Raw genomic sequence first — 21,418 nt, forward strand, 5'->3', positions numbered from 1 at the left:
GGGAATGAATATTGAGTAATCGACTATTGAGTAATCAATGATAAGCATAATGGTAACACTGGAATGGTGAAAAAAAATGTCATGGACAGCCTTCTATGCACTGATGATAAAGCGTTTGAAGGTTCAACAAAGGAATTGGACTGCCTGATATACCGGGGCAATAAGAATGAATCCAAATCCGATTTGCCGGAACCGATTACAAATCCCTCATGGACTGAGTTCAGGGGAAATGTTTCTGTGGAAATATGGGAAGGAAAGGCCAAAATCAGAATAAAGGTCAGCGGTGATGACAACGCCCATGTATCCATGCGAAAACTGGCAAATATTGCTGTTGAAGCTATTATGGCCGAGTTACAAAAGGAGAAGGAGCAGCAGTGATTATTACCTGTCCCAAATGTGCCAGAGACCATAAAGTAAACCCCGACACTTTGAAACCTTTTGCAGATGCTGGTAAAAAAACCATCCTGGCTAGCTGCAAATCATGTAAATTTAAATTCCCTGTATCCCTTTCCTCTCTTCTGACAGTGGAGGAAAAACCAGTCCATGCCAAACGCCGACCAGGGGCTGTGGCCAGAAAGGTTTGCATCACCCTGAGTAAGGGGGGCGTAGGCAAAACCACCACCAGTGTAAATCTTGGTGCAGGTCTTGCTTTGGCCGGATATAGAGTCCTTTTAGTGGATACCGATACCCAGGGGCAGTCATCCTATATTCTCGGGAAAAAACCGGGTGCCGGCCTAACCGAGCTTTTAACCCATGAACTGTCGGTTTCTGACTGCCTGACCGAGGCCCGGAATAATTTATGGCTGCTTTCGGGTGGAAAATCCCTGGCAGGCGTTAAACGAATTATTGACAAAAAAAGCTTTGGTGCGGAGTTTACTTTGTCCGAAGCCCTAAGCCCTTTGGATAATCAGTTTGACTTTATTTTGATTGATACATCTCCTGGGTGGGACCAGTTGATTGTTAATGTCCTTTTTTATTCAACAGAGGTACTTGTGCCGGTTGCTCTTGAAGTCATGCCTTTGCATGGGATGTCCGAATTCATAAAAAGCCTTGGTGCCATTCAAAAGTACAGAAGTGAAATACAACTAAAATACATTGTGCCCACATTCCTTGACTTGCGGATCAAGGGTCCGAAGATGCTGTACGATCAACTTAAAAAATTGTATCCAGAACAATTATGTAAGCCCATTCGCTACAATGAAAGTCTGGCTGAGGCACCTTCCTTTGGGAAAACCATCTTTGAATTTGCACCAGGATCAACGGCCTCCGAAGACTATCGAAGTCTGGTTCGTAGAGTCTCCGGAAACGAATCCGCTCTTCTTAAATTTAAATAACAGCCATGGGCGAATTCGGTCTATTAATACCCAGGCTCAACCCAAAACAAAACATAAAATTAATTCAATAACTTATTTAGACTTTCATATAAAATATCCGTCCAGAAATATGATTCGACCGCATCCGGTCTGACCGAACCGCTTGTCGTTGCAATCATTTAGTGGTAACCAGAGAAATCATATGGGATTAAAGACCCGCATCATTGCAGTCGTCATTGTGGCTTTCAGTGTCATGAATCTGTTTTTGTGTTCCTACATCACCCACCAGGTAAAGGCCCTTGAGTTAGAAAGCCTCCGGGCTCAAATTGACAAATCCACCTATCTCATGAAAAAGATCAATACCCTTCCCCTTTATAATGTGGATATGGACGCCTTAAAAATGAACATGGAGACTTTTTTTGATGACAAAAACATGAAACGTTTTGCCATCCATGATTCGGAACTTAATATTAATATCAATCTTATAAGAGAGTTCCCTTTGGGCGGAACGGATATAAAGAAAAGTTTTGTTATTGACTATAATGGATTGACGCTCGGAAGCTTGACGGTTGTTTATTCAACCAGCCTGATTGAAAAAAATTTGGCTAAATTTCGGACAAAAATGCTTGGGGTTGCTTTCTTCGTGACCCTGGTCATGGCTGTGGTGCTTATTTTTTTGATTAACATCATTACCAAGCCGGTTGCAAGGCTTGCCCGCATCACCTCTGAGATAACTTCAGGAAATATCCATAATGAAATTGACCAAACAAGTGTGGGGGAAGTGGGGATACTTTCACGTAATTTTGCGCGCATGCGTGATGCCATTAAAGAAAAAACAGAAGATCTGGCGCGTACCAATACAATATTAGAAGGTGAGGTACAGCAGAAAAATTTGCAGGAGAAAAAAATTTTTCACCAGCGCATGGTTATCTCCTCTGTGAATACATTTTTTCAACGATCAATGACCGCACAGTCCGTTAAAGAAATCGCAAAAATTTTTATTTCCATTGCTCAAGGCGTGGTTCCAGCTCCCTATTGTTTTGTAGGGCTGGTCTGTGAGAGGGAGGAGTATTTGAATATCCTGGCGTTTTCCGATCTGGTTGGCAAACAGTATCAAAAGGTTAATGACGTCTCTATAAATCAGGGAGTTAGACAACAGATATCCGGCAAACTGCTCAAAACAATTACTGATAAAACCCCTTTAATATTGAATAACGTAAGTTTGAATCCTGAATTTGCTTTTTTGCCCAGGGAACATCTGCCCATCGAGACCATTATGGCGCTCCCCATGCTGCACGGTAAGGATGTGCTTGGCCTTGTCGTTTTTGCAGGTATGGAAGGCGAATATACGTTTGAGGACCAGGAAGTTGCCATGATGATGGTTATGGCTCTGGTTGAGGCATTAAGCCTTCGAACCCTGCAGGATGAAAAACAACGATTTGAAGAAATCGTGATTCGCTCTCAAATTGCTTCAAACATGCTCTCTTTTTCCGGAAGAAGAAACAAAATGGATTTTGCTGTTGAAGATATAGCCCTTCTCCTGGATCAATCACTTGAACTGGCATCCAATGAATCTACTCTGGAGGATGATTTCCATTTTGGTGCCATCCAAATTATGAAGGATTATGACCCTGATTTACCAAAAGTTAAATGCCGGGGCGGCGAATTAAAACAAGTGTTTTTCAATATTCTGTCAAACGGGGCATATGCAATGGCCGGCAACACAGATAATCCGTGTCCGACTTTTTTTATGAGAATTTATTGTAAAGAAGATCAGGTATGCGTTGAGATAAGAGATAATGGCCCAGGCATGTCCGAAAATATCCGCAGGCACATTTTTGAACCGTTTTTTTCCACCAAGCCTGATAAAGAGGGTGCCGGGCTTGGACTGTTGATCGCCAATTTTATCATAACGGAAAACCATAAGGGCACAATTGACGTGGAATCGACCCTTGGGGAAGGAACATGTTTCAGAATTTTTTTACCCACCAATCTTGTTTGACAATATTGGTTTTGGGTAAATAGAAGCGCCATGATACAGACTAAAATTGAGTATTGCTGTCTAAAATTTGATGATCAATCAATTAGAGACGGAGAGCTTTTATGTCAATGATAAATATACCCGTTGTTTTGGTCTCACTGATTCTGATTGTGACATTAGTCCTTCTGATTTCAGAGAAAATTTCGGTTGATAAGACAGCCATAGGAATTATGGTGCTGCTTGCTCTGACTGGAATACTTTCCCCTTCAGAGACCGTGGCAGGGTTTGCCAATCCCGCTGTGATAACCGTAGGATCCATGTTTCTATTAAGTCATGGACTGATACGGACCGGCGCTGTCGGCTTTTTGACCGAATTGGTATTGAAATTTTCAAAAGGAAGCCGGAAATCTGCTTTTTTCATTATCCTTGTTGGGGGAGCTGTGTTGTCGGCATTCATTAATAACACACCTGTTGTGGCTCTTTTTATCCCTATTGTCATGGGGTTGAGTTGTGAATGTGATTTTTCCCCGTCAAAATTGCTCATCCCGTTATCTTATGTATCAATTCTGGCGGGCACGTCTACACTGATCGGCACGTCGACCAATATCATTGTCAGCGATCTTGCAAACCTCAACGGGTTTGATCAATTATCTATGTTTGAACTCGGCCGCCTTGGTGTTCCCATAGCGGCAATCGGAATCCTTTTTTTATTTCTGGCTTCGCCAAAACTCATGCCCGGCCGGACTGCACCTGTATGTGAACTGGATGAAGGAAAAGAAAAAAAATACATTGCAGAACTGATAGTCACTGAAAAAAGTGCCTTGATCGGAAAAAGAGATATCACTGTATATGCCAAAGAAAATTTAGGGCTGAGCGTGATTGAAATTTTCAGAAACGGAGGTGTTTTTGATCCGTCCAGAACCAGACTGAGCATAAAGCAGAATGATATTTTTCTGGTCAAGGCGGCGGCACAGGACATCATCTCCTGTCTGAAAAGCAAAGAATTATCTTTGATTCATGGGAAAAAAAATCTCACATTTGGCGGGAGCCCTGAAGATGATCTCATTGTTGAACTCGTTATCCCTCCACTTTCATCCCTTCTGAGGGAACCCTTGATGTCAGATGAACTGCAAAACGACGCCGATATATGTATTATTGCGATACGAAGCCGAACAAGTTATTTTTCATATAAAGAATTACAAAACGGGAGGTTGAAAATCGGGGACATTCTCCTCGTACAATGCCCGAGAAACAAATTGGATAAAATAAGAAAGAGTCAAGACTTTGTGATCATTGAGGATATTCACCACGCTATTGTTGACAGGGAAAAGGCCGGCATTGCCACCGGAATTTTTGTCGCTGTTGTGCTTGCTGCAACACTGGGGCTTGTCGATATAATGATATGCGCTCTTACCGGCGTTTTTTTAATGACGTTGACCCACTGCCTGAGTTTAAAAGATGCCTATCGTTCACTTGAGTCTGAAGTACTCCTTTTGATTGTCGGAACACTGGCTTTGGGGCTGGCCATGCAGAAAACAGGTGCAACCGAACTCTATTCAAACGCGTTTTTAAGTCTATTCGAAGGCAAAAGTCCACATATGATCCTTTTTGCCATCATAGTATTAACCAGTATATTCACCCATATTTTAAGCAACAATGCAACTGCGGTACTCCTGCTTCCCATCGCGATCTCTACCGCAGTCTCACTTGGCGTGGATCCCCGGCCATTTATTATCGGCATCTGTTTTGGGGCCAGCGCCTGTTATGCCAGCCCCATTGGTTACCAGACGAATCTGTTGGTCTATGGTCCTGGCGGATATAGATTTTCAGATTTTCTCAAGCTGGGTCTGCCATTGAATGTAATTGTAATCGTTATCTCAAGTGTTTTTATTCCTGTTTTCTGGCCTTTTTAAAGGGCTGGGGAAAAATAAATGCTACGGCGTCGATCAATTTTTATATATGAAAGTTATGAGTATTGAGATTTAAAACAAGCTGTTTTTCTCACTACTCAATACTCAATACTCACATCTTTCATTGTTTGTTGTGTCCGTCAGGAGATGGTTGTTTATTCGTATCCTATGAGTGGCTTAGGGCGCATATTCTGGAAATATGTGCCCTTCAGTCGCAACGAAGAATATGGATAAAAAGGCTATGTATGGACAAGCTCTTAGAGCTTTGAGATTTCCTCCGTCTCTATAACTTTAATACCCTGTTCGGCCAAAATAATTTTTGCCTTTTCAATGTCATCAAAGCGGAAAATCATGATGGCGTTTTTGCACTGGGGGTTGGCAAATGCATACATGTACTCCACATTAACATCTTGTTCACTTAACGGATCCAGCACTTGGTTCAGACCGCCGGGTTCATCATTCACCTCCACGGCCAAAACACGGGTTTTGCCGACGGTGAATCCCTGATTCCGTAAGGCTGCGGTGGCTTTGTCATTATCATTGACAATGAGGCGCAGCACACCGAAGTCCGTGGTATCTGCAAGGGAAAGCGCCCGGATATTCACTCCGGCATCCCTTAAAATGGCCGTGACTTCAGCAAGACGCCCTTCTTTATTTTCTATGAATATGGATATCTGTTCAGCCATAATAATCTCCTTGGTTAAAATTGGCGGTTATCTATAACTCTGACAGCCTTGCCCTGGCTTCTTTCTATGGTTTTAGGCTCCACAAGGGCCACCTTGGCAGATACGCCCAAGTGCTCCTTGATATCGTGGGAAATTTTACCTTCCATGGCCTGAAGCCCCTTGATGTCATCGCTGAAGGAAGCTTCGTCGATTTCCACTTTGACCGTCAGAGTATCCAGGTTGCCCACCCGGTCAACCACCAACTGGTAGTGGGGGGCAACTTTCCGGCTTTCCATAAGAACGCTTTCGATCTGGGATGGGAATACATTGACGCCTCGAATGATAAGCATGTCGTCCGTACGGCCTGTGGGTTTGTTCATCCGTATGTGGGTCCTGCCGCAGGTGCAGGGAACAGGGTTCAAGGAGGTGATGTCCTTGGTGCGGTAACGGATGACCGGGAAGGCTTCCTTGGTAATGGTTGTGAACACGATTTCACCGGGATCTCCCGGGGGAACGGGTTCCAGGGTATCCGGGTCCACGATCTCCACAATAAAATGATCTTCGGCAATATGAAGGCCTTTTTGTTCTTCAACGCACTCTACAGATACCCCCGGCCCCATGACTTCGGACAGACCGTAAATGTCCACGGCCTTGAGATTGAGCTTGGTTTCCAGTTCATGTCGCATTTTTTCCGTCCAGGGCTCTGCACCAAAAATACCGGATTTAAAAGACAGATTCTTGAAATCCACACCCATTTCCAGGGCCACTTCGGCCAGGTGGAGGATATAGGAGGGGGTCCCGCACAGGATCGTGGGCTTGAAATCCTGCATAATGGTGATCTGGCGCTTGGTATTACCGCCGGAAACCGGAATAACCGATGCGCCTAAACGTTCAGCCCCGTAGTGGGCCCCAAGACCGCCGGTGAAAAGACCATAACCCCAGGCATTGTGGATAATATCTCCCGCCGTGGCGCCGGCTGCGGCCATGCTTCTGGCCATCAGATCGGCCCAGGTGTTGATATCCCGTTTGGTGTAGCCCACCACCGTGGGTTTGCCCGTGGTGCCCGAGGATGCGTGGATGCGGATCACCTGCTCCATGGGAACGGCAAACATGCGATAAGGGTAGTTGTCCCGAAGGTCCTGTTTGGTGGTAAAGGGTAGGCGCCTTAAATCATCCAGGCGTTTTATATCAGATGGCTTGATTCCGGCTTTGTCATAAGTTTCCTTGTAGAATGGAACCGTGGCATAAATTCGTTCAATAGTTGTTTGGAGACGGCGAAGCTGGATCGCCTCCAAGCCCTCCCTGGGCATGGTCTCATAGTCAATGTCGTAAATGGGCATGTTTATCTCCCTGGTTAAATATTACCGCCGAATTCAGGCTTTCTTTTTTCTAAAAATGCTGATGTGCCCTCCTTTGCATCCGGGCTTGCAAAGGTTATGGCAAATGCATCGTTTTCAAACAGACAGGCGGTTTCAAGGTCACAGCCCAGTCCGGCCTGGATAGCCTCTTTGGCCGCTCTCAAGGAGACGCTGCCTTTGGCTGCAATGCGCCGGGCTGTTTTTTGAACCTCATCCATAAGGGACTCATGGGGGCACACCTGGTTGACCATACCATATTCCAGCGCTTTGTCAGCAGTAATATTGCTCCCAGTGAAAATCATCTCCTTGGCCCTGTTTCTTCCCACAACCCTGGAGAGCCGCTGGGTGCCGCCAAAACCGGGAATAAGGCCCAGGTTTATTTCCGGCAGTCCAAAAATTGCCTTTTCCGAGGCATAGATAAAATCGCAGGCCAGGGCCACTTCACTGCCGCCGCCCAGGGCAAAACCGTTTACTGCGGCAATGGCTGGGAAGGGCAGGGCTTCGATTTTGGAGAAAATTTTCTGCCCCTTGCGGGAGAAGTATTTTGCTGCCAACGCATCCATTTGGGTCAGTTCCGAGATATCTGCACCGGCTACAAAGGCCTTGTCTCCAGTGCCTGTGAAAATGAGCACCCGGATTTCTTTGTTGGCCAGTACCTGGTCCAAAGCAGTATCCAGTTCATCAAGCAGTGCGTTGTTCAGTGCATTCAAGGCTTTGGGACGATTAAAATAGATCATGCCAATGGCATTGTCCATCTCAAGGATGATGTTTTCAAAGGACATAAATTTCACCTATTATTTGATTTTTATAGTTATCTGTGCTTGGGATTTGTGGCATTGATGTATTTTTCTATCCCGTTGGCAATGGCGTTGCAGATGTCATTGCGGTAGGAAGCGGTCATCAGACGTTTGCATTCGGTTTTGTTGGAGATAAAAGATGTCTCAATGAGAATTGCAGGCATCCGCGCTCCGAGCAGTACATAGAACGGGGCCTGTTTAACCCCCAGATCACGGATATTGCTGTATCTTTTTTTCATGCCTGATATCATGGATTTGTGAACGTTACCGGCAAGTCGCGTGGATTCCTCTATCTTGGTATGCTTCATCAGATCATTGAGGATATAGGCCAGATCCGAGATGTTTTTTTCAGATGTGGCATTTTCTCTGGCAGCCACGGCAATGGACTGTTCATCAGTGGCAAGGTTTAAAATATAGGTTTCAATGCCGGACAGTTTTTTGTCGTTGGCAGCATTGCAGTGCATTGAAATAAACAGATCAGCCCGCTTGGTATTGGCAATGGCAGTTCGTTCCTCCAGGGTCAGTTTTTGGTCTGTGCTCCGGGTAAGCAAAACTTCACAGTTCAAGCGTTTGCGCAGTTTTTCTGCAAGATTTGTTGCCAGTTTAAGCACAATGTCCTTTTCCCATACGCCTCCAATATATCCTGGAGCACCAGGATCCTTGCCGCCGTGGCCGGGATCAATGACGATTTTTCTGACACCTAAAGCCAGCTGACGGGCAATGTCAGAGGATTTCAGATGGTCCGTGGTGATGCGGTCCGGCCTTTCATACACCGGCCTTTCATACACCGGCTTTTCATACATCGGCGTTTTATACACCGGCTTTTCATGCACCGGTTTTTTATACATCGGCGTTTTATACATCGGCTTTTCATGCACAAGGTTTTTCATCGGCGCGTTTTTAAGGGTAACCTCGTCCATGGGCACAGTGCCGTCTTTTCCCCACAGGTCAATGACAATGCGGAAAGGGTCTTTTAAAGAAAAAATCTTATAATTATCAAAATTTTTGATATCCACCACCACCCTGACGGTGTGGCAATCAAACTGTGCGGCCCGGGCCTGTTTAAGCAGATCATCGTTTATGGGGGTATGCTCCGGAATGTTCCGGCCAAGTTTTGCCTGTTCAATATCCACATACAATCTCTGGAAGGGGACGTTTAGGGCCGGGTCTTTGTTTAAAAGTTTATGGGTGAATTTTCGGTCTCTGTCTGCATTGATCACGACCCTGCTGTATTCCGGGTTGGACCAGAACCTTAAGTCCGTAACTGTTGTATCCTCTTTGGGAGGCGACGGGTTCGTATCATCCCGTTGGAGGGGCTCGAGACCGGAATCGGAAAGATTCTGTCTGTCCTTTTTTATAATATCCGACGGCTGCTGATATTCCCCTGTATCTGCAGCTTCAGCCTGGGCCAGCTTTTGCGTGTGATATTCTGTAATGGCCTCGTCATTGCGTGTCAACGCTTTTTGGGATTGTTTTGTTTTTACTTCACCGTTGTTTTGTCGGGGGCTTGAGGCGTTTGCTGCGGCAAGGGTTTTGGCGCGGGCACTGTAGGCACTTTGGGGATAAAATTTGTTGAGGCGGGCGATAAGATCATCGGCCTGCTGGTTCCAGTTGACATTGCCCGATTTTTTGGCCAGTTGTAAATAGAGTTCTGCGGCCTTATAAAGTCCGGCCGGTGCCCAGGAATCGCCGGGAAAATCCTGATGAATGGATTTGTATTTTTCAATACAGGCCAGCCAGGCCGTTACCTTATTTATATCCACTGCAGACCGTTTCAACTTTTTAAGACAGGTATCTGCTGTCAAGTACCTTTCTTTGGCCGTATCACCGGCAAGGGCTGTTCCCTTGCTCCAGGCAAGCAGGCAAAGGCAGGCCAGAATTGGAATAAAAACGGTGAATAAGCAATTAAACCGGATATTCATGCCTCAACCTTGAGCTTGAGTTCATTTAAAAAATTCAGGGCATCCAGGGGGGTCATTTGTGCAATATCCACGTTGTGCAGCATCTGGCGCAGATCATCGTCCGATGGACCGAACAGGTTCATCTGTCCACTGTTGCTTTGTTTTTTAGATCCTTTTTTCTTTTTGACGGGCACGGGCAAAGGCGCCGGTGTCATGGGGTGGTGTTCCGCAGACGCCAGAACTGATTTGGCAAGATCAATAATATCATCGGGAACCCCTGCCAGGCGGGCCACCTGGATGCCGTAACTGCGGTTGGTGCCTCCTTTGACCAGGCTGCGCAGAAACACAATATTGTCGTTGAACTCCTTGACTGCAATATTGTAATTTTTGATCCGGGGTTTGATCTCCTCAAGCTGGAGCAGCTCATGGTAATGGGTGGCAAAAAGGGTTTTTACCCCTTTACCATTCAAGTCATGCAGGTACTCGGCCACGGCCCAGGCAATGCTCATACCGTCGTAGGTGGATGTGCCCCTGCCGATTTCGTCAAGAATCACCAGGCTTTTTTCTGTGGCATTATTAACAATATTGGCGGTTTCTTCCATCTCAACCATGAAGGTGCTCTGCCCGGAGGAAAGGTTGTCCAGTGCCCCCACCCGGGTGAATATCCGATCAGTGATGCAGATGGAGGCACTCACTGCCGGCACAAAGGAACCCATCTGGGCCATGAGTACGGTTAAGGCCACCTGGCGAAGCACCGTGGATTTGCCTGCCATGTTTGGACCGGTGATCAGGATCTGCTGGCACTGGGTATCGTCCAGAAAAATGGAATTGGGTACATACCGCTCACCCTGGATAAGCTTTTCCACCACCGGATGCCTGCCGTCCTGAATGTCAATATGCCGGTCATCATTGATGTCAGGCTTTACATAGGCATTTTCAACGGCAGCCCTGGCAAGTCCCTGTACCACGTCCATTGCGGCAATAAATTGTGCCATGGTCAGGATATCCTTTGTCCGTTGGGCCACCTTCTCCCGGACCGTACAGAAAATTTCGTATTCCAGCGCGTTTCGGCGTTCCTGGGCATTGAATATGGTATCTTCCACCGCTTTCATCTCCTGGGTGATGAACCGCTCTGCATTGACAAGGGTCTGTTTCCGGATATAGTGATCCGGTACCTGGGCAGACTGGGCCTTTGAGACTTCAATGAAATACCCGAACACCTTATTGTATTTTATTTTAAGCGAAGAAAGCCCTGTGCTTTCCTTTTCCTTTTTTTCCGTTTTTGCAATCCAGGACTTTCCGTCCCTCGTGATAGATAAAAGTTCATCCAGCTCCGGGCTGTAGCCGTCGTTGATGAGGTTGCCTTCGTTGAGTACGTGTACGGCATCTTCCCGGATGGCTTTGCCGATCAATTGGGCCAGTTCTTCCAGGCCCTCAACCAGGGCCTGCTTTTCATCTGTGCCGGCACCATTGAGGCCGTCACCATTGAGAATCGGGCTTTCAAATATTTCGACCTCCTTGAACAAAACGGGCAGGACAGAAAGTGAATTCTTAAGAGAAAGCATGTCCCGGGCATTACCCTGGCCCATGGATATACGGGAGCCTAATCGCTCAAGATCATATACGGATTTAAGAAGATAGCCAAGTGTCTGGTGGGTGGATGGTGCGTCAATCAGCTCCTCTATGGCATGAAGGCGCTGCTGTATCAGGTCTTTATCCACCAGAGGATATCTGACCCACTGCTTGATCAGCCTGCCGCCCATGGCCGTGACGGTTTTGTCCAGAATTTGGATCAAAGAGCCTTTTGGACTCTGCGTCTGGATATTGGTCAGAAGTTCCAGGTTTTTGCAGGACCTGTCGTCAATGACCATGAAGTCATTGAGATTATATGGAATGACTTTATAAATATGACTGGTGTCCGACAACTGGGTGTCCCGGACATAGGAGATGGCGGCGCCTGCGGCGCATATACAGGCCTGCATGCGTTCAATGCCGAATCCTTCAAGGCTGCGGGTGGCAAATTGTTCCGTCAGAAGCTGCCGGGCATTGTCAGGCCGGAACGTATAGTTGTCCAGATATGTGATTTCAACGTGGGAAAAGGTTTTCCTGATGGCGGCCATGGCCGGATCGGATTTGAAGCTCTCCGGCAGCAGCACCTCCTTAGGGGACAGCTTTAAAGCCTCGTCTAAAAGGGCGTAGGGGATGGTGCCCGAGGTGCGTTTTACCTGGCAGGTGGTAAAACTGCCCGTGGAGATGTCTATGCAGGCAAGACCGGCGTGTTCGGGCGTTTTGGAAATCGCCACCAGAAAGTTGTTTGTTTCCCGGTCCAAAAGGGAATCATTGAGGATCATGCCCGGGGTGATGACCCGGATAATCTCCCGTTTAACAAGCCCCTTGGCCTGGGCCGGATCCTCCACCTGCTCACACACCGCAACCTTGCAGCCCTTTTCAATGAGTTTGGCAATATAAAGATCGGCTGCCTTGTAAGGTACGCCGCACATGGGAACGGGGTCCGGGTCGTTTTTATTCCGGGATGTCAGCGCGATTTCAAGGATACCGGCCGCCTTGACCGCATCCTCAAGAAACATTTCATAAAAGTCCCCCATCCGGTAAAAAAGTATGGCGTCCTGACAGGTTTCTTTGATGGCCAGATATTGGGCCATCATGGGTGTTTGTTTCTTTTCGACCATGGATGTTCAAAGTGGGGGAGCTTCAGTCCTTTTTCTTTTCCTCTGTTGCAGCCTGTTCTTTATCTTTACGGGCTTCTTCTTCCAGGTGTTTTTTGATGTAAGGATCATGAATAAATATGTCAAGACGTGTCTGGAGAGAATTGATTTCTCCTTTCATACTTTCAATCCGTTCGTCTCTGGTTCTAACCTGACGGCGCAGGCGAAAGGCTGCGATAAGTCCGCGAATCCCGGTGATCAAAAGACCTAAGACCAGGCAGAGCACCCAATAGCCCCAGTTGGGAAGTTCCATGACCTTGTAGTTCAGGGATGCTACTTTGAAGTCAATGTAGAGCGGTGTACCTGTCAGAAAGTAACCTTGGTTCTGAATGCCGAAAAGGGCCAGAAGCACCAGGAAAATTATGAATAATATAATTTTAAAAATTTTCATTTGTTCTCTCCGTTATAAATTTTGAGTATATCCCTACAAAATTGACGGTGACTATAGATCAAAATTAGTTATTTATCAATTCTTCTTTTGGTTTGCAACGGTTTGAACAGTGAATGTTCAGCTTTTTATAGATAAATTTACAGCTAATTTTTTATCTTTTAACTTATGGCGTCTCCGGTTGTAAGAGATTAACCCTGGGGGCTTCATTTTTTTCAAGGTCAATAATGGCCCCTGATCCTGGGCCTGCTATGGCGCAGTTAACCACAGTACTTTCATGCAGGAGGCTAAGCCCAAAGTCTTCGTGGATATGGCCGCAAAGCACAAGACTCGGGGATGCAGCTTGGATAAATCGGGCCAGATTCCGGCTGCCGGCATGGATTTTTTTGCACATACGGTCACACGTCCCTTTTGGCGGTGTATGGACCACAAAAATCGTGTCCGGCTCCATGGGGCAGGGCAGGGCGGCAAGCCGTTTTTTTTCATTCAGGCCGACTCTGTTGGCAAAGGGCAAAGACAGAGTCCCTGAAGTCCCAACAAAAGAAAAGCCTTCGATCTGAAGAGGCGTTTCGGTCAACAGCGTGATGTTCGCTGCTTGTTTTACCCGGGGTTCAATGCGCTTTAAGTCCGTATTTCCCCGGACCACCAGTACAGGAACCGGCAGACTGTCAAGTTGGGAAAGGACGGTGGACCAGTTGAAAAAATGGGTCATATCCCCGGGGACAACTATTAACTGCGGCTCGTAAAGGTCTAAAATTTTGTAAATGGTTTCCATATGTTGGGATTTGCCGTGGATGTCGGCAACTGCATATATGCGCATCAATCCTCCCTCAAGGGGCTGTCAGTGTAAGTAAAAGTAGTACCTGCTTTAGGCGTTATATGCGATTTTGCCTGCAATCACAACCTTGTTTACAAGGCTTATGCCCACCTGGTAGCTCAGGTCTGCCGGTGCATCAATATCCCACACCACAAAGTCGGCATCTTTTCCTGTTTCCAGGCTGCCTTTGCGTTTGTCAAGGCCCAGGGCTTTTGCCCCGTTGATGGTGGCTCCGGCAAGAGCCTGTTCACAGGTCAGTCCGAACAGTATACAGCCCATATTCATCACAGCGGTCATGTCATACACCGGGCTTGTGCCCGGATTCAGGTCCGTGGCCACAGCCATGGGTATTTCAAGGCGGATAAGATCTTCCACCGGCGGTTTCCGGGTCTCTTTAAGCATGTAAAAGGCGCCCGGTAAAAGGACGGCAATGACACCTGCATGGGCCATGGCCTTTGCGCCCTCAAGGGAAAGGTATTCCAGGTGGTCACAGGACAGCGCCTTGAACTGCGCGGCAAGGGTCGCGCCTCCCGAATCGGAGAGCTGTTCTGCATGGAGTTTGACCGGCAGACCTAACGCTGTGGCTGCGGCAAACAGCTGTTTTGTCTGCTCTGGGGAAAAAGCGATTGATTCGCAGAATACATCCACTGCACAGGCAATGCCCTGGCTTTTGATTCTGGGCAGCATGGTGTTGATGATCAGGTCCACATAGTCGTCAGCCCGGCCTTTGTATTCCGGGGGCAGGGCATGTGCCCCGAGAAAAGTGGGGGAAACATGCAACGGAAAGCATTGGTCCAGACGCTGCGCAACAGCCAGCATTTTCAGTTCATTTTCAAGATCCAGTCCATATCCGGACTTAATCTCCACACAGGTGGTGCCCCGGCTTAGAAAATGGCTGATGCGCCGGGATGCGATGTTAAACAGCTCGTCTTCAGACGCCCCACGCACAGCTGCAACCGTGGCGGCAATCCCACCGCCCTGTTTTGCAATATCTTCGTAACTTGCGCCGGACAGCCGCATCTCAAATTCATTGGACCTGGAACCGGCCCAGATCAGATGGGTATGACAGTCGACAAATCCGGGAAGAATCCACTTGCCTGAACAGTCAATGATCTCATCGGCAATGGCCGAAGATGAGGCCTGAAGTCTGTCAGAGGAACCGATCCACTGGATTTTTCCTTTGGTCACCCCGATGGCGCCGTCTTTGATGATGTTGTAGCGGCCCCGGGCCATGGTGGCAATATCTGCATGAGCAAATAGGATATCCCAGTATCCCTGTGCATTGGTCATAGGTCTCTTTCTCTTATGAATGTTGACATGGCATCGGCAATTTTATACTGCTTGTCTATACAATGTGGTCGTGTCGCGTCAAGCAATTAGTCAACGCCCCCTCCTGATTCTGTGATTCAGGAAGGGGCTCGTTGATAAATATAAGGGAATAAGAAATGACGAATGGTCCTGTTCAGCTCAATGGGCAGAATTTTACCCTTGGCCAATTGGTTGATATTGCCCGTAACGGCAGAGCCGTTGCGGTGTCCGTAAATTCCGAAGCCCGGATTAAAAAAGCACGGAACCTGGTGGAGCATTGGGTAAAAAAGGGCACGCGCATTTATGGTGTGACCACGGGATTCGGGGCGTTGTCCGATGTTACCATCTCATTTGAGGATACAAAAACCTTGCAGCGCAATATTCTTTTATCCCATGCGGCAGGTGTGGGCAACTGCATGGCGGATGATGTGGTCAGGGCCATGATGGCCTTGCGGATCAATGATTTCTGCAGGGGAAATTCCGGGCTGCGTCTTGAAACCATTCAAACCCTTGCCCATCTCCTCAATGCCGGTATTATTCCTGTGGTGCCTGAAAAAGGGTCGGTGGGGGCCAGCGGCGATCTTGTGCCCATGGCCCATCTCTCCCTGGTGCTGATCGGCGAAGGAGAAGCCTTTGTGGACGGGGTGCGCATGCCCGGGGCACAAGCCCTGGCGGCAAAAAATATTGAACCTCTGGAACTTGATGCAGGGGAAGGGCTTGCCCTGATCAACGGTACCCAGTTCATGCTTGCTTTGGGCTGCCTTGCCCTTCATGATGCATTAAATCTTTGCAAACATGCTGACATTGCCGCTTCCATGAGTCTTGAAACCCTGATGGGCACACGAACCGCCTTTGATCCCAGAATTCATAATGCCCGGCCCCATTTAGGACAGATGAAAGCTGCCTCCGATATGATGAAAATCACCCAGAATTCCGAAATCATATCTTCCCACAGCGACTGTTCAAGGGTCCAGGATGCCTATACCCTGAGGTGTTCCCCCCAGGTCCATGGGGCATCCTGGGATGCGTTCGGTTATGTGGAACGGGTGATCCGGGTGGAGATGAACTCCTCTACAGAAAATCCGCTGATTTTTCCGGAATCCGGCGAGTTCCTTTCCGGGGGTAACTTCCACGGCCAGCCGTTGGCCCTGGCCTGTGATTTTTTAGGCATTGCCATTGCAGAGCTTGCCAATATCTCCGAACGCCGGGTTGAGCGCCTGGTCAATCCGCAGCTCTCGGGCCTGCCTGCCTTTTTGGTTAAGGACACGGGGCTCAATTCCGGATTCATGATTGCTCAGTATGTGGCGGCCTCCCTGGTCTCTGAGAATAAGATTCTTGCACACCCGGCTTGTGTGGACTCCATTCCCACCTCCGCCAACAAGGAGGATCATGTCTCCATGGGCGCCATTGCGGCGCGCAAATGTCGGGATATCGTGGAAAATACTGAGCAGGTTATTGCCATTGAGCTTTTATGCGGAGCCCAGGCCATTGATATGTTCACCAATCTTAAAGCCGGCAAAGGCACCATGGCTGCATATCAAACCATCCGCAGCAAGGTGACCTGCATGACAAAGGACCGATTTTTGTCAGCAGATATTGCCGCTGTTCGAAAGCTTTTGCACAGCGGCCGGATTGTTAAGGCTGTGGAGAATGCCGTAGGCAGACTCTACTAGATAGTACACCAATTACAAAATAACCGTTCTATTCCCGTGCAGGAATATCCGTCTTTCGGCGTACATTTCAATAGCGCGGGCCAGCACTCTGGCCTCCGTGTCCTGCCCCCGGATTTGCAGCTTTTTCGGGCAATCCCGGTGATCGATACGCATGACGTCTTGTTCTATAATCGGCCCTTCATCAAGATTTCTTGTAACAAAATGCGCGGTCGCTCCGATAAGCTTCACACCTCGCTCATACGCCTGATGGTAGGGCTTTGCGCCTTTGAAGCCCGGCAGGAATGAGTGGTGAATATTGATCAGCCGCCCGGCATATCTCTCGCACATATTTTCGGAAAGGATCTGCATATAGCGGGCAAGCACAATGAGCTCTGCATCCGTTTTCTCGATAATCCTGAAATGCTGCTCATCAACGGCGTCTTTATCCCCCCCCTGCGTGGGGACATAATAAAACTTAAGCCCGAAGTACTCGGAAAGCGCACGGTTTACCTCATGATTTGAGACTATGCCAACGATTTCAATGTTAAGGTGCTTTGTCCTCCAGCGATAGATAATATCGTTCAGACAATGGTCATCCTTCGACACCAGAACAAGCGTCTTGACGGGCTCATCCATTTCTCTCATATACCAGTTCATGCCGAATTCCTTGGCCACAGCCTCAAACATGGCTCTAAACTTTTCCTGCGCCCCTTCAGTTACGGCAGAAAACATAACGCGCATAAAAAACTGGTTGGAATATGGATCGTAAAATTGTGAAGATTCTTCAATATTACAGTTTGAATCACACAAAGCGTTGGCAACCGCCGCAACAATTCCCGGACGGTCATTGCAATTCAGGCAAAGTATGTACAAGAAAATCCACCCTCCTCTTTTCTGTTCAAAAATATTTGGTCGAAGTCTTTATAGTAGACACTTCTCCTGACGACAAGAGCAAATATTTTTGAACCCCCATTGATTTCGGCATTAGCAATTGTTACTTGTTCACAAATACCAAAAAGGCCACAGGCATTTTTGGTATTTACTCCAATGAAAGTCTAAATAGGGCGTAATTCAAATACGCATTGGGATATCAAATCAAAAGAATACCGACCCACAAAAAATAGCAACGCTGAAAGATTGGAAATCTGAAAATTGAAAGCTGTTAAAATCCCCTATGACCAGTTGAGCCCAGGAGCTTTGCATGGTGTCCTTGAAGAGTTTGTAACCCGAGACGGCACGGATTATGGTGAGGTTGAGATCCCGGTAGAAACAAAAATTGCCCAAGTTTTGGCCCAATTCCGGTCCGGCAAGGCCGTTATTGTTTTTGACCAGGAAACTGAATCCTGCACTATTTTAAGAATTGATGATCCTTTGGTTAAGACACTTGGATGAGCTTTTGCTGGGTGATTGCTGGCTGTGCTGATTTTTTCTCCTCGGTCTCCTCTGTTCTTGATACGGTGACGCTCGCGGTTTGGATTGTTGTCGCTGGTTCATTTTACTGTTTATACAAAAAATTAAATCCGGCTGACCGAATTGGTTTTCTTTGTTTTATGACCCCATGGACAAACTTTAATGCATATGCCGCAGATAAGAGGCGCGATATTGGGAAGTTGACCAAAAACATCCCGTACTTGATGGACGCATTTTTCAAGATTTATCGCCTCTGATCGGGTGGAATAGTGACTGTCGGTATTTACACCAAGGATAGCTCCGGCAGGACAATGTTCCTTGCATTGATTACATTTTCCGCATCTATTTTTAATTGGTGAATCAGGCTGAAAATCAGCATTCGTAAGAACGGTCGTCAACCTGATTCTTGGTCCAAAATCCGGGTTGACAATTAAAAGGCTTTTGCCCTGCCAACCGATACCTGCCGCTATTGCTACAGCTTTGTGTGATATATATGAGAACCATTTTTCTGAATCGAGTATCTGGCTTGCGGGGATGGGGACTGCCTGAGCACCATTTAGTTGTAATAGATTTGTTGTACGTATGGCAATGTCATCAAGCAGTGCATTTATCCGACTATAATGTGATGAATAAAGAGGCGTAGGTTGCATGTCAATCCCATCTATGACTGAATCGGAAAGACGTATTGCAATACTCACTGCTCGTGAATAATTTTCTAATAGATCTTCAGGGTATGTGTCAATACCTGCCAACGTGAAGGTGTCAGCTATACGGACAATGCTCGCACCCCAATCTTGGATTTGGTCAATGAACTCGGTTTTACCTATTTGGGATTTCATCGTATTCATTTCTTTTTTTGTTGCGGGTTAAGCCTGGGTGCTGATAGACCAGCTCTATCCAATTGTTATTATTATATTCTAAACTATTTTGAATAAAGCGGCATCTGGTTTTTTTCCAGTCTGCGGATATTTTGTGATACCACCTTCACAATGCCGTTCATTGAAACATCCGTCGACCCCCCGATATGAGGGGTGGACATGACATTATATTTGAATATACCGTCATCAGGATCAGGGGGTTCTTCCCAGAACACATCCAGACCCGCCCCGGCAATTTTTCCTGTCGCAAGCGAGTTCTCAAGTGCTTCCTTATTTATTACCCCGCCTCTGGAAAGGTTTATGATAAAAGCCCCTTCTTTCATATATGAGATCGCATCGCTATCAATTATGTTCCTGCTTTCTCCTGTCAGAGGCAGGGTCAGGATCACATAATCGGATTCTTTTAACAATCTGCCGATTTCTTCGGGCGCACCGACCCATTCCAGATCCAGTTCCTTTTTTGCGCGTTCAGTGTTATTCCGCTTTATGCCAATTATTCTCATATCAAATGTTTTCAATCTTCGGATCAGAGCCTTTCCGATACCGCCGAGACCGATAATTCCGGCTGTTTTACCCTGCAGGGAAATTCCCTGCGGTTCACCCATTTTCCTGTTTGCCATATTGTTCGCCATCACAGGAACGTTTCTGGACAATCCGATCATCATATATATTCCCAATTCCGCAACCGAGTCAGCATTACCTGAGATATCTGTGGGAACATTGCAGACCCGTATATTTCTTTTTTCGGCAGCTTCTATATCAACCGCTTCAAGCCCCGAGCCGCATTGCTGTATCAGTTTCAGTCGGTCAGCACTGTCCAGTATCTTTTCAGTCACAGGGGACATTGTCGGAATTAAGACATCAATACCCTTCAGGCTGTCAATCTGAAATTTGCCGGTTGCCTCAAAGCAGTGATGGGGTAACTCTGAGCGGATTATATCGAAAAAACCTCCCCACGAATTTTCATATGCGGCAAAAAGAATATTCATATTTCTGATCAATCCTTTTTTTAAATGTCAGTAAAACCACCTAACGTTATGGGTCAGGGGTGCATGGCGCAGCGCGTAACGCATTCCTTGCCCCTTTTTATGTGCGTCGGGCGGGGCACATGTTCTTAAAAATGGGTTAAATGTAATGGATTTCCAAACAGGTGGCAAGTCTTGGAATATTGTCGAGTTGGTCATTTGTTACTAAAAGTTTGTGCTCTTACATGTCCACCATAGAAAAGCGCAGTAAGGGGCAAATAAAATGTTTCTTCCTGTTTAATTCTTTTCTTGATCTCATATGCTGGTAAGGTTAATCTTCAAGACTTTATTATAAAGTAGGCGTGATAATACAGGAGCTCTTAATGGCTGAAATCAAAAACATAAAAAATAGAATTGTCAGGTTTTAGCGCGGTTTCTGCTTATATGACGCTTCCTGTCTTGATGATGCCTCCTGAGCAAATTGCAAAGCGGCATCGATTGTGGATGAAAGAGATCGCAGTGTTGGGTCCATGGGAACAGATAGACCGGCAGGACTTTTCCCCTGCAGTCTGGTATCCGTCCGCTGAGTCAACGAGACGTGCGCCGAGGGTTCTGATCTGGGATCAGTACAGTTCGAGCATGAATCTGGCCTGGGAACTTTTGAACCGCCGGGAAATCCATACCTGGGATTCGGTCATCGTCACCGAGCAGACAGCCGGCAGAGGACAGTTCAGGCGAAACTGGGTTTCCCCCGTTGGAAATCTTTATGCATCCTGGGTGTGGCCCGAATTGTCCGGCAGTAATATTTCCAATTCGTATCAGGAAAATTTATTGCCCCTTGTCGCCGCTTATATTGTTGTCCGTGGTCTTGAATTGCTGGGTATAGATGTCCAGATAAAATGGCCGAACGATCTTCTATATAAAAATCGGAAAATCGGTGGTATTCTAATTGAACAGCGCGACAGGAAGATTATTGCGGGCATCGGTATCAATATGGCTTCGGCCCCGTCTCTGCAGACAGCCGGCACCAAGATATTCATGCCGGCGACCGGTCTGTCTGCAGAAGGGTTTGATCTCTCTCCTCTGAAGGTCTGGTCTCACCTGGTGGACTCGGGCATCCATTGTTTCCGGATGTTGATCAACCAGATCCATGCATCCGAATTCATACACCTCGTTAATAGCGGTCTGGCATGGCGCGGCAAGCACGTCCATATTTTGAAAAATGAAGAGGAGATTTGCTCGGCAATCATTATCGGTGTTGCTGAAAATGGCGGACTGCTGATAAAAAGAAATACCCAAACGGAGGTCATTTATTCCGGAAGAATTTTAACGGTTGAATAACTTTATGC

General features: G+C 47.0%; 18 protein-coding genes. 7 read left to right on the forward strand and 11 right to left on the reverse strand.

Annotation, left to right across the window (positions count from 1 at the left end):
- Positions 1-63: 63 nt before the first annotated feature.
- From DESPODRAFT_RS09550 to DESPODRAFT_RS09565, 4 genes are all read left to right on the forward strand, one after another.
- Positions 64-378 (forward strand): hypothetical protein, encoded by a 315-nt coding sequence (locus tag DESPODRAFT_RS09550; RefSeq protein ID WP_004073168.1) that lies wholly within the window; start codon positions 64-66, stop codon positions 376-378.
- On the forward strand, positions 375-1,334 hold the full coding sequence (locus tag DESPODRAFT_RS09555; RefSeq protein ID WP_004073172.1) for an AAA family ATPase: 960 nt from the start codon (positions 375-377) through the stop codon (positions 1,332-1,334). Before DESPODRAFT_RS09550 ends, DESPODRAFT_RS09555 begins: the two co-directional genes overlap by 4 nt.
- Before the next feature lie 181 nt (positions 1,335-1,515).
- Positions 1,516-3,315, forward strand: a complete 1,800-nt coding sequence (locus DESPODRAFT_RS09560; protein ID WP_004073175.1) for an ATP-binding protein — start codon at positions 1,516-1,518, stop codon at positions 3,313-3,315.
- A 101-nt stretch (positions 3,316-3,416) separates the two neighbouring features.
- On the forward strand, positions 3,417-5,207 hold the full coding sequence (locus DESPODRAFT_RS09565) for an SLC13 family permease (protein ID WP_004073176.1): 1,791 nt from the start codon (positions 3,417-3,419) through the stop codon (positions 5,205-5,207).
- Between the two features lie 254 nt (positions 5,208-5,461).
- Here the strand turns inward: DESPODRAFT_RS09565 and DESPODRAFT_RS09570 are convergent, their stop codons facing one another.
- The 8 genes from DESPODRAFT_RS09570 to hutI all read right to left on the reverse strand — a co-directional run bounded on the left by DESPODRAFT_RS09570 (position 5,462) and on the right by hutI (position 15,146).
- On the reverse strand, positions 5,462-5,890 hold the full coding sequence (locus DESPODRAFT_RS09570; protein ID WP_004073178.1) for an ACT domain-containing protein: 429 nt from the start codon (positions 5,888-5,890) through the stop codon (positions 5,462-5,464).
- 14 nt (positions 5,891-5,904) lie between these two features.
- Positions 5,905-7,209: a phenylacetate--CoA ligase family protein gene (locus tag DESPODRAFT_RS09575; protein ID WP_004073180.1), complete on the reverse strand. Its 1,305-nt coding sequence runs from the start codon at positions 7,207-7,209 to the stop codon at positions 5,905-5,907.
- A 14-nt stretch (positions 7,210-7,223) separates the two neighbouring features.
- Positions 7,224-8,009: an enoyl-CoA hydratase-related protein gene (locus DESPODRAFT_RS09580; RefSeq protein ID WP_004073182.1), complete on the reverse strand. Its 786-nt coding sequence runs from the start codon at positions 8,007-8,009 to the stop codon at positions 7,224-7,226.
- Positions 8,010-8,038: 29 nt separating this feature from the next.
- Positions 8,039-9,946, reverse strand: coding sequence for an N-acetylmuramoyl-L-alanine amidase (locus DESPODRAFT_RS21045; protein WP_004073184.1), 1,908 nt, complete (start codon positions 9,944-9,946; stop codon positions 8,039-8,041).
- Positions 9,943-12,615 carry a DNA mismatch repair protein MutS gene (gene mutS / locus DESPODRAFT_RS09590; protein WP_004073186.1) on the reverse strand — a complete coding sequence of 891 codons (2,673 nt, stop codon included), beginning with the start codon at positions 12,613-12,615 and terminating at the stop codon, positions 9,943-9,945. Before mutS ends, DESPODRAFT_RS21045 begins: the two co-directional genes overlap by 4 nt.
- Before the next feature lie 22 nt (positions 12,616-12,637).
- Entirely contained in the window at positions 12,638-13,042 is a 405-nt protein-coding gene (locus tag DESPODRAFT_RS09595) for a LapA family protein (protein ID WP_004073188.1), read from the reverse strand.
- Between the two features lie 163 nt (positions 13,043-13,205).
- Positions 13,206-13,859, reverse strand: a complete 654-nt coding sequence (locus DESPODRAFT_RS09600; protein WP_004073189.1) for a metallophosphoesterase family protein — start codon at positions 13,857-13,859, stop codon at positions 13,206-13,208.
- 48 nt (positions 13,860-13,907) lie between these two features.
- Positions 13,908-15,146 carry an imidazolonepropionase gene (gene hutI, locus DESPODRAFT_RS09605; RefSeq protein ID WP_004073191.1) on the reverse strand — a complete coding sequence of 413 codons (1,239 nt, stop codon included), beginning with the start codon at positions 15,144-15,146 and terminating at the stop codon, positions 13,908-13,910.
- 155 nt (positions 15,147-15,301) lie between these two features.
- Here hutI and hutH point away from each other — a divergent pair, with 155 nt between their 5' ends.
- Positions 15,302-16,837, forward strand: a complete 1,536-nt coding sequence (hutH, locus tag DESPODRAFT_RS09610) for a histidine ammonia-lyase (RefSeq protein WP_004073194.1) — start codon at positions 15,302-15,304, stop codon at positions 16,835-16,837.
- A gap of 12 nt (positions 16,838-16,849) precedes the next feature.
- Here hutH and purU read toward each other — a convergent pair whose 3' ends face one another.
- Positions 16,850-17,689 carry a formyltetrahydrofolate deformylase gene (gene purU / locus DESPODRAFT_RS09615; protein WP_004073195.1) on the reverse strand — a complete coding sequence of 280 codons (840 nt, stop codon included), beginning with the start codon at positions 17,687-17,689 and terminating at the stop codon, positions 16,850-16,852.
- A gap of 279 nt (positions 17,690-17,968) precedes the next feature.
- On the opposite strand from purU, the gene DESPODRAFT_RS09620 reads away from it, so the two are divergent.
- Positions 17,969-18,208, forward strand: a complete 240-nt coding sequence (locus DESPODRAFT_RS09620) for a YheU family protein (protein ID WP_004073197.1) — start codon at positions 17,969-17,971, stop codon at positions 18,206-18,208.
- A 122-nt stretch (positions 18,209-18,330) separates the two neighbouring features.
- Here the strand turns inward: DESPODRAFT_RS09620 and DESPODRAFT_RS09625 are convergent, their stop codons facing one another.
- A complete protein-coding gene (locus DESPODRAFT_RS09625) occupies positions 18,331-19,065 on the reverse strand; it encodes a 4Fe-4S double cluster binding domain-containing protein (protein ID WP_004073199.1) in 735 nt (244 codons plus the stop codon).
- An 83-nt stretch (positions 19,066-19,148) separates the two neighbouring features.
- Positions 19,149-20,093 (reverse strand): 2-hydroxyacid dehydrogenase, encoded by a 945-nt coding sequence (locus DESPODRAFT_RS09630; RefSeq protein WP_004073201.1) that lies wholly within the window; start codon positions 20,091-20,093, stop codon positions 19,149-19,151.
- Positions 20,094-20,513: 420 nt separating this feature from the next.
- Here DESPODRAFT_RS09630 and DESPODRAFT_RS09635 point away from each other — a divergent pair, with 420 nt between their 5' ends.
- Entirely contained in the window at positions 20,514-21,410 is an 897-nt protein-coding gene (locus tag DESPODRAFT_RS09635; protein ID WP_004073203.1) for a biotin--[acetyl-CoA-carboxylase] ligase, read from the forward strand.
- Positions 21,411-21,418: the final 8 nt, after the last annotated feature.

It is taken from the genome of Desulfobacter postgatei 2ac9, assembly GCF_000233695.2.
Taxonomy (GTDB): domain Bacteria; phylum Desulfobacterota; class Desulfobacteria; order Desulfobacterales; family Desulfobacteraceae; genus Desulfobacter; species Desulfobacter postgatei.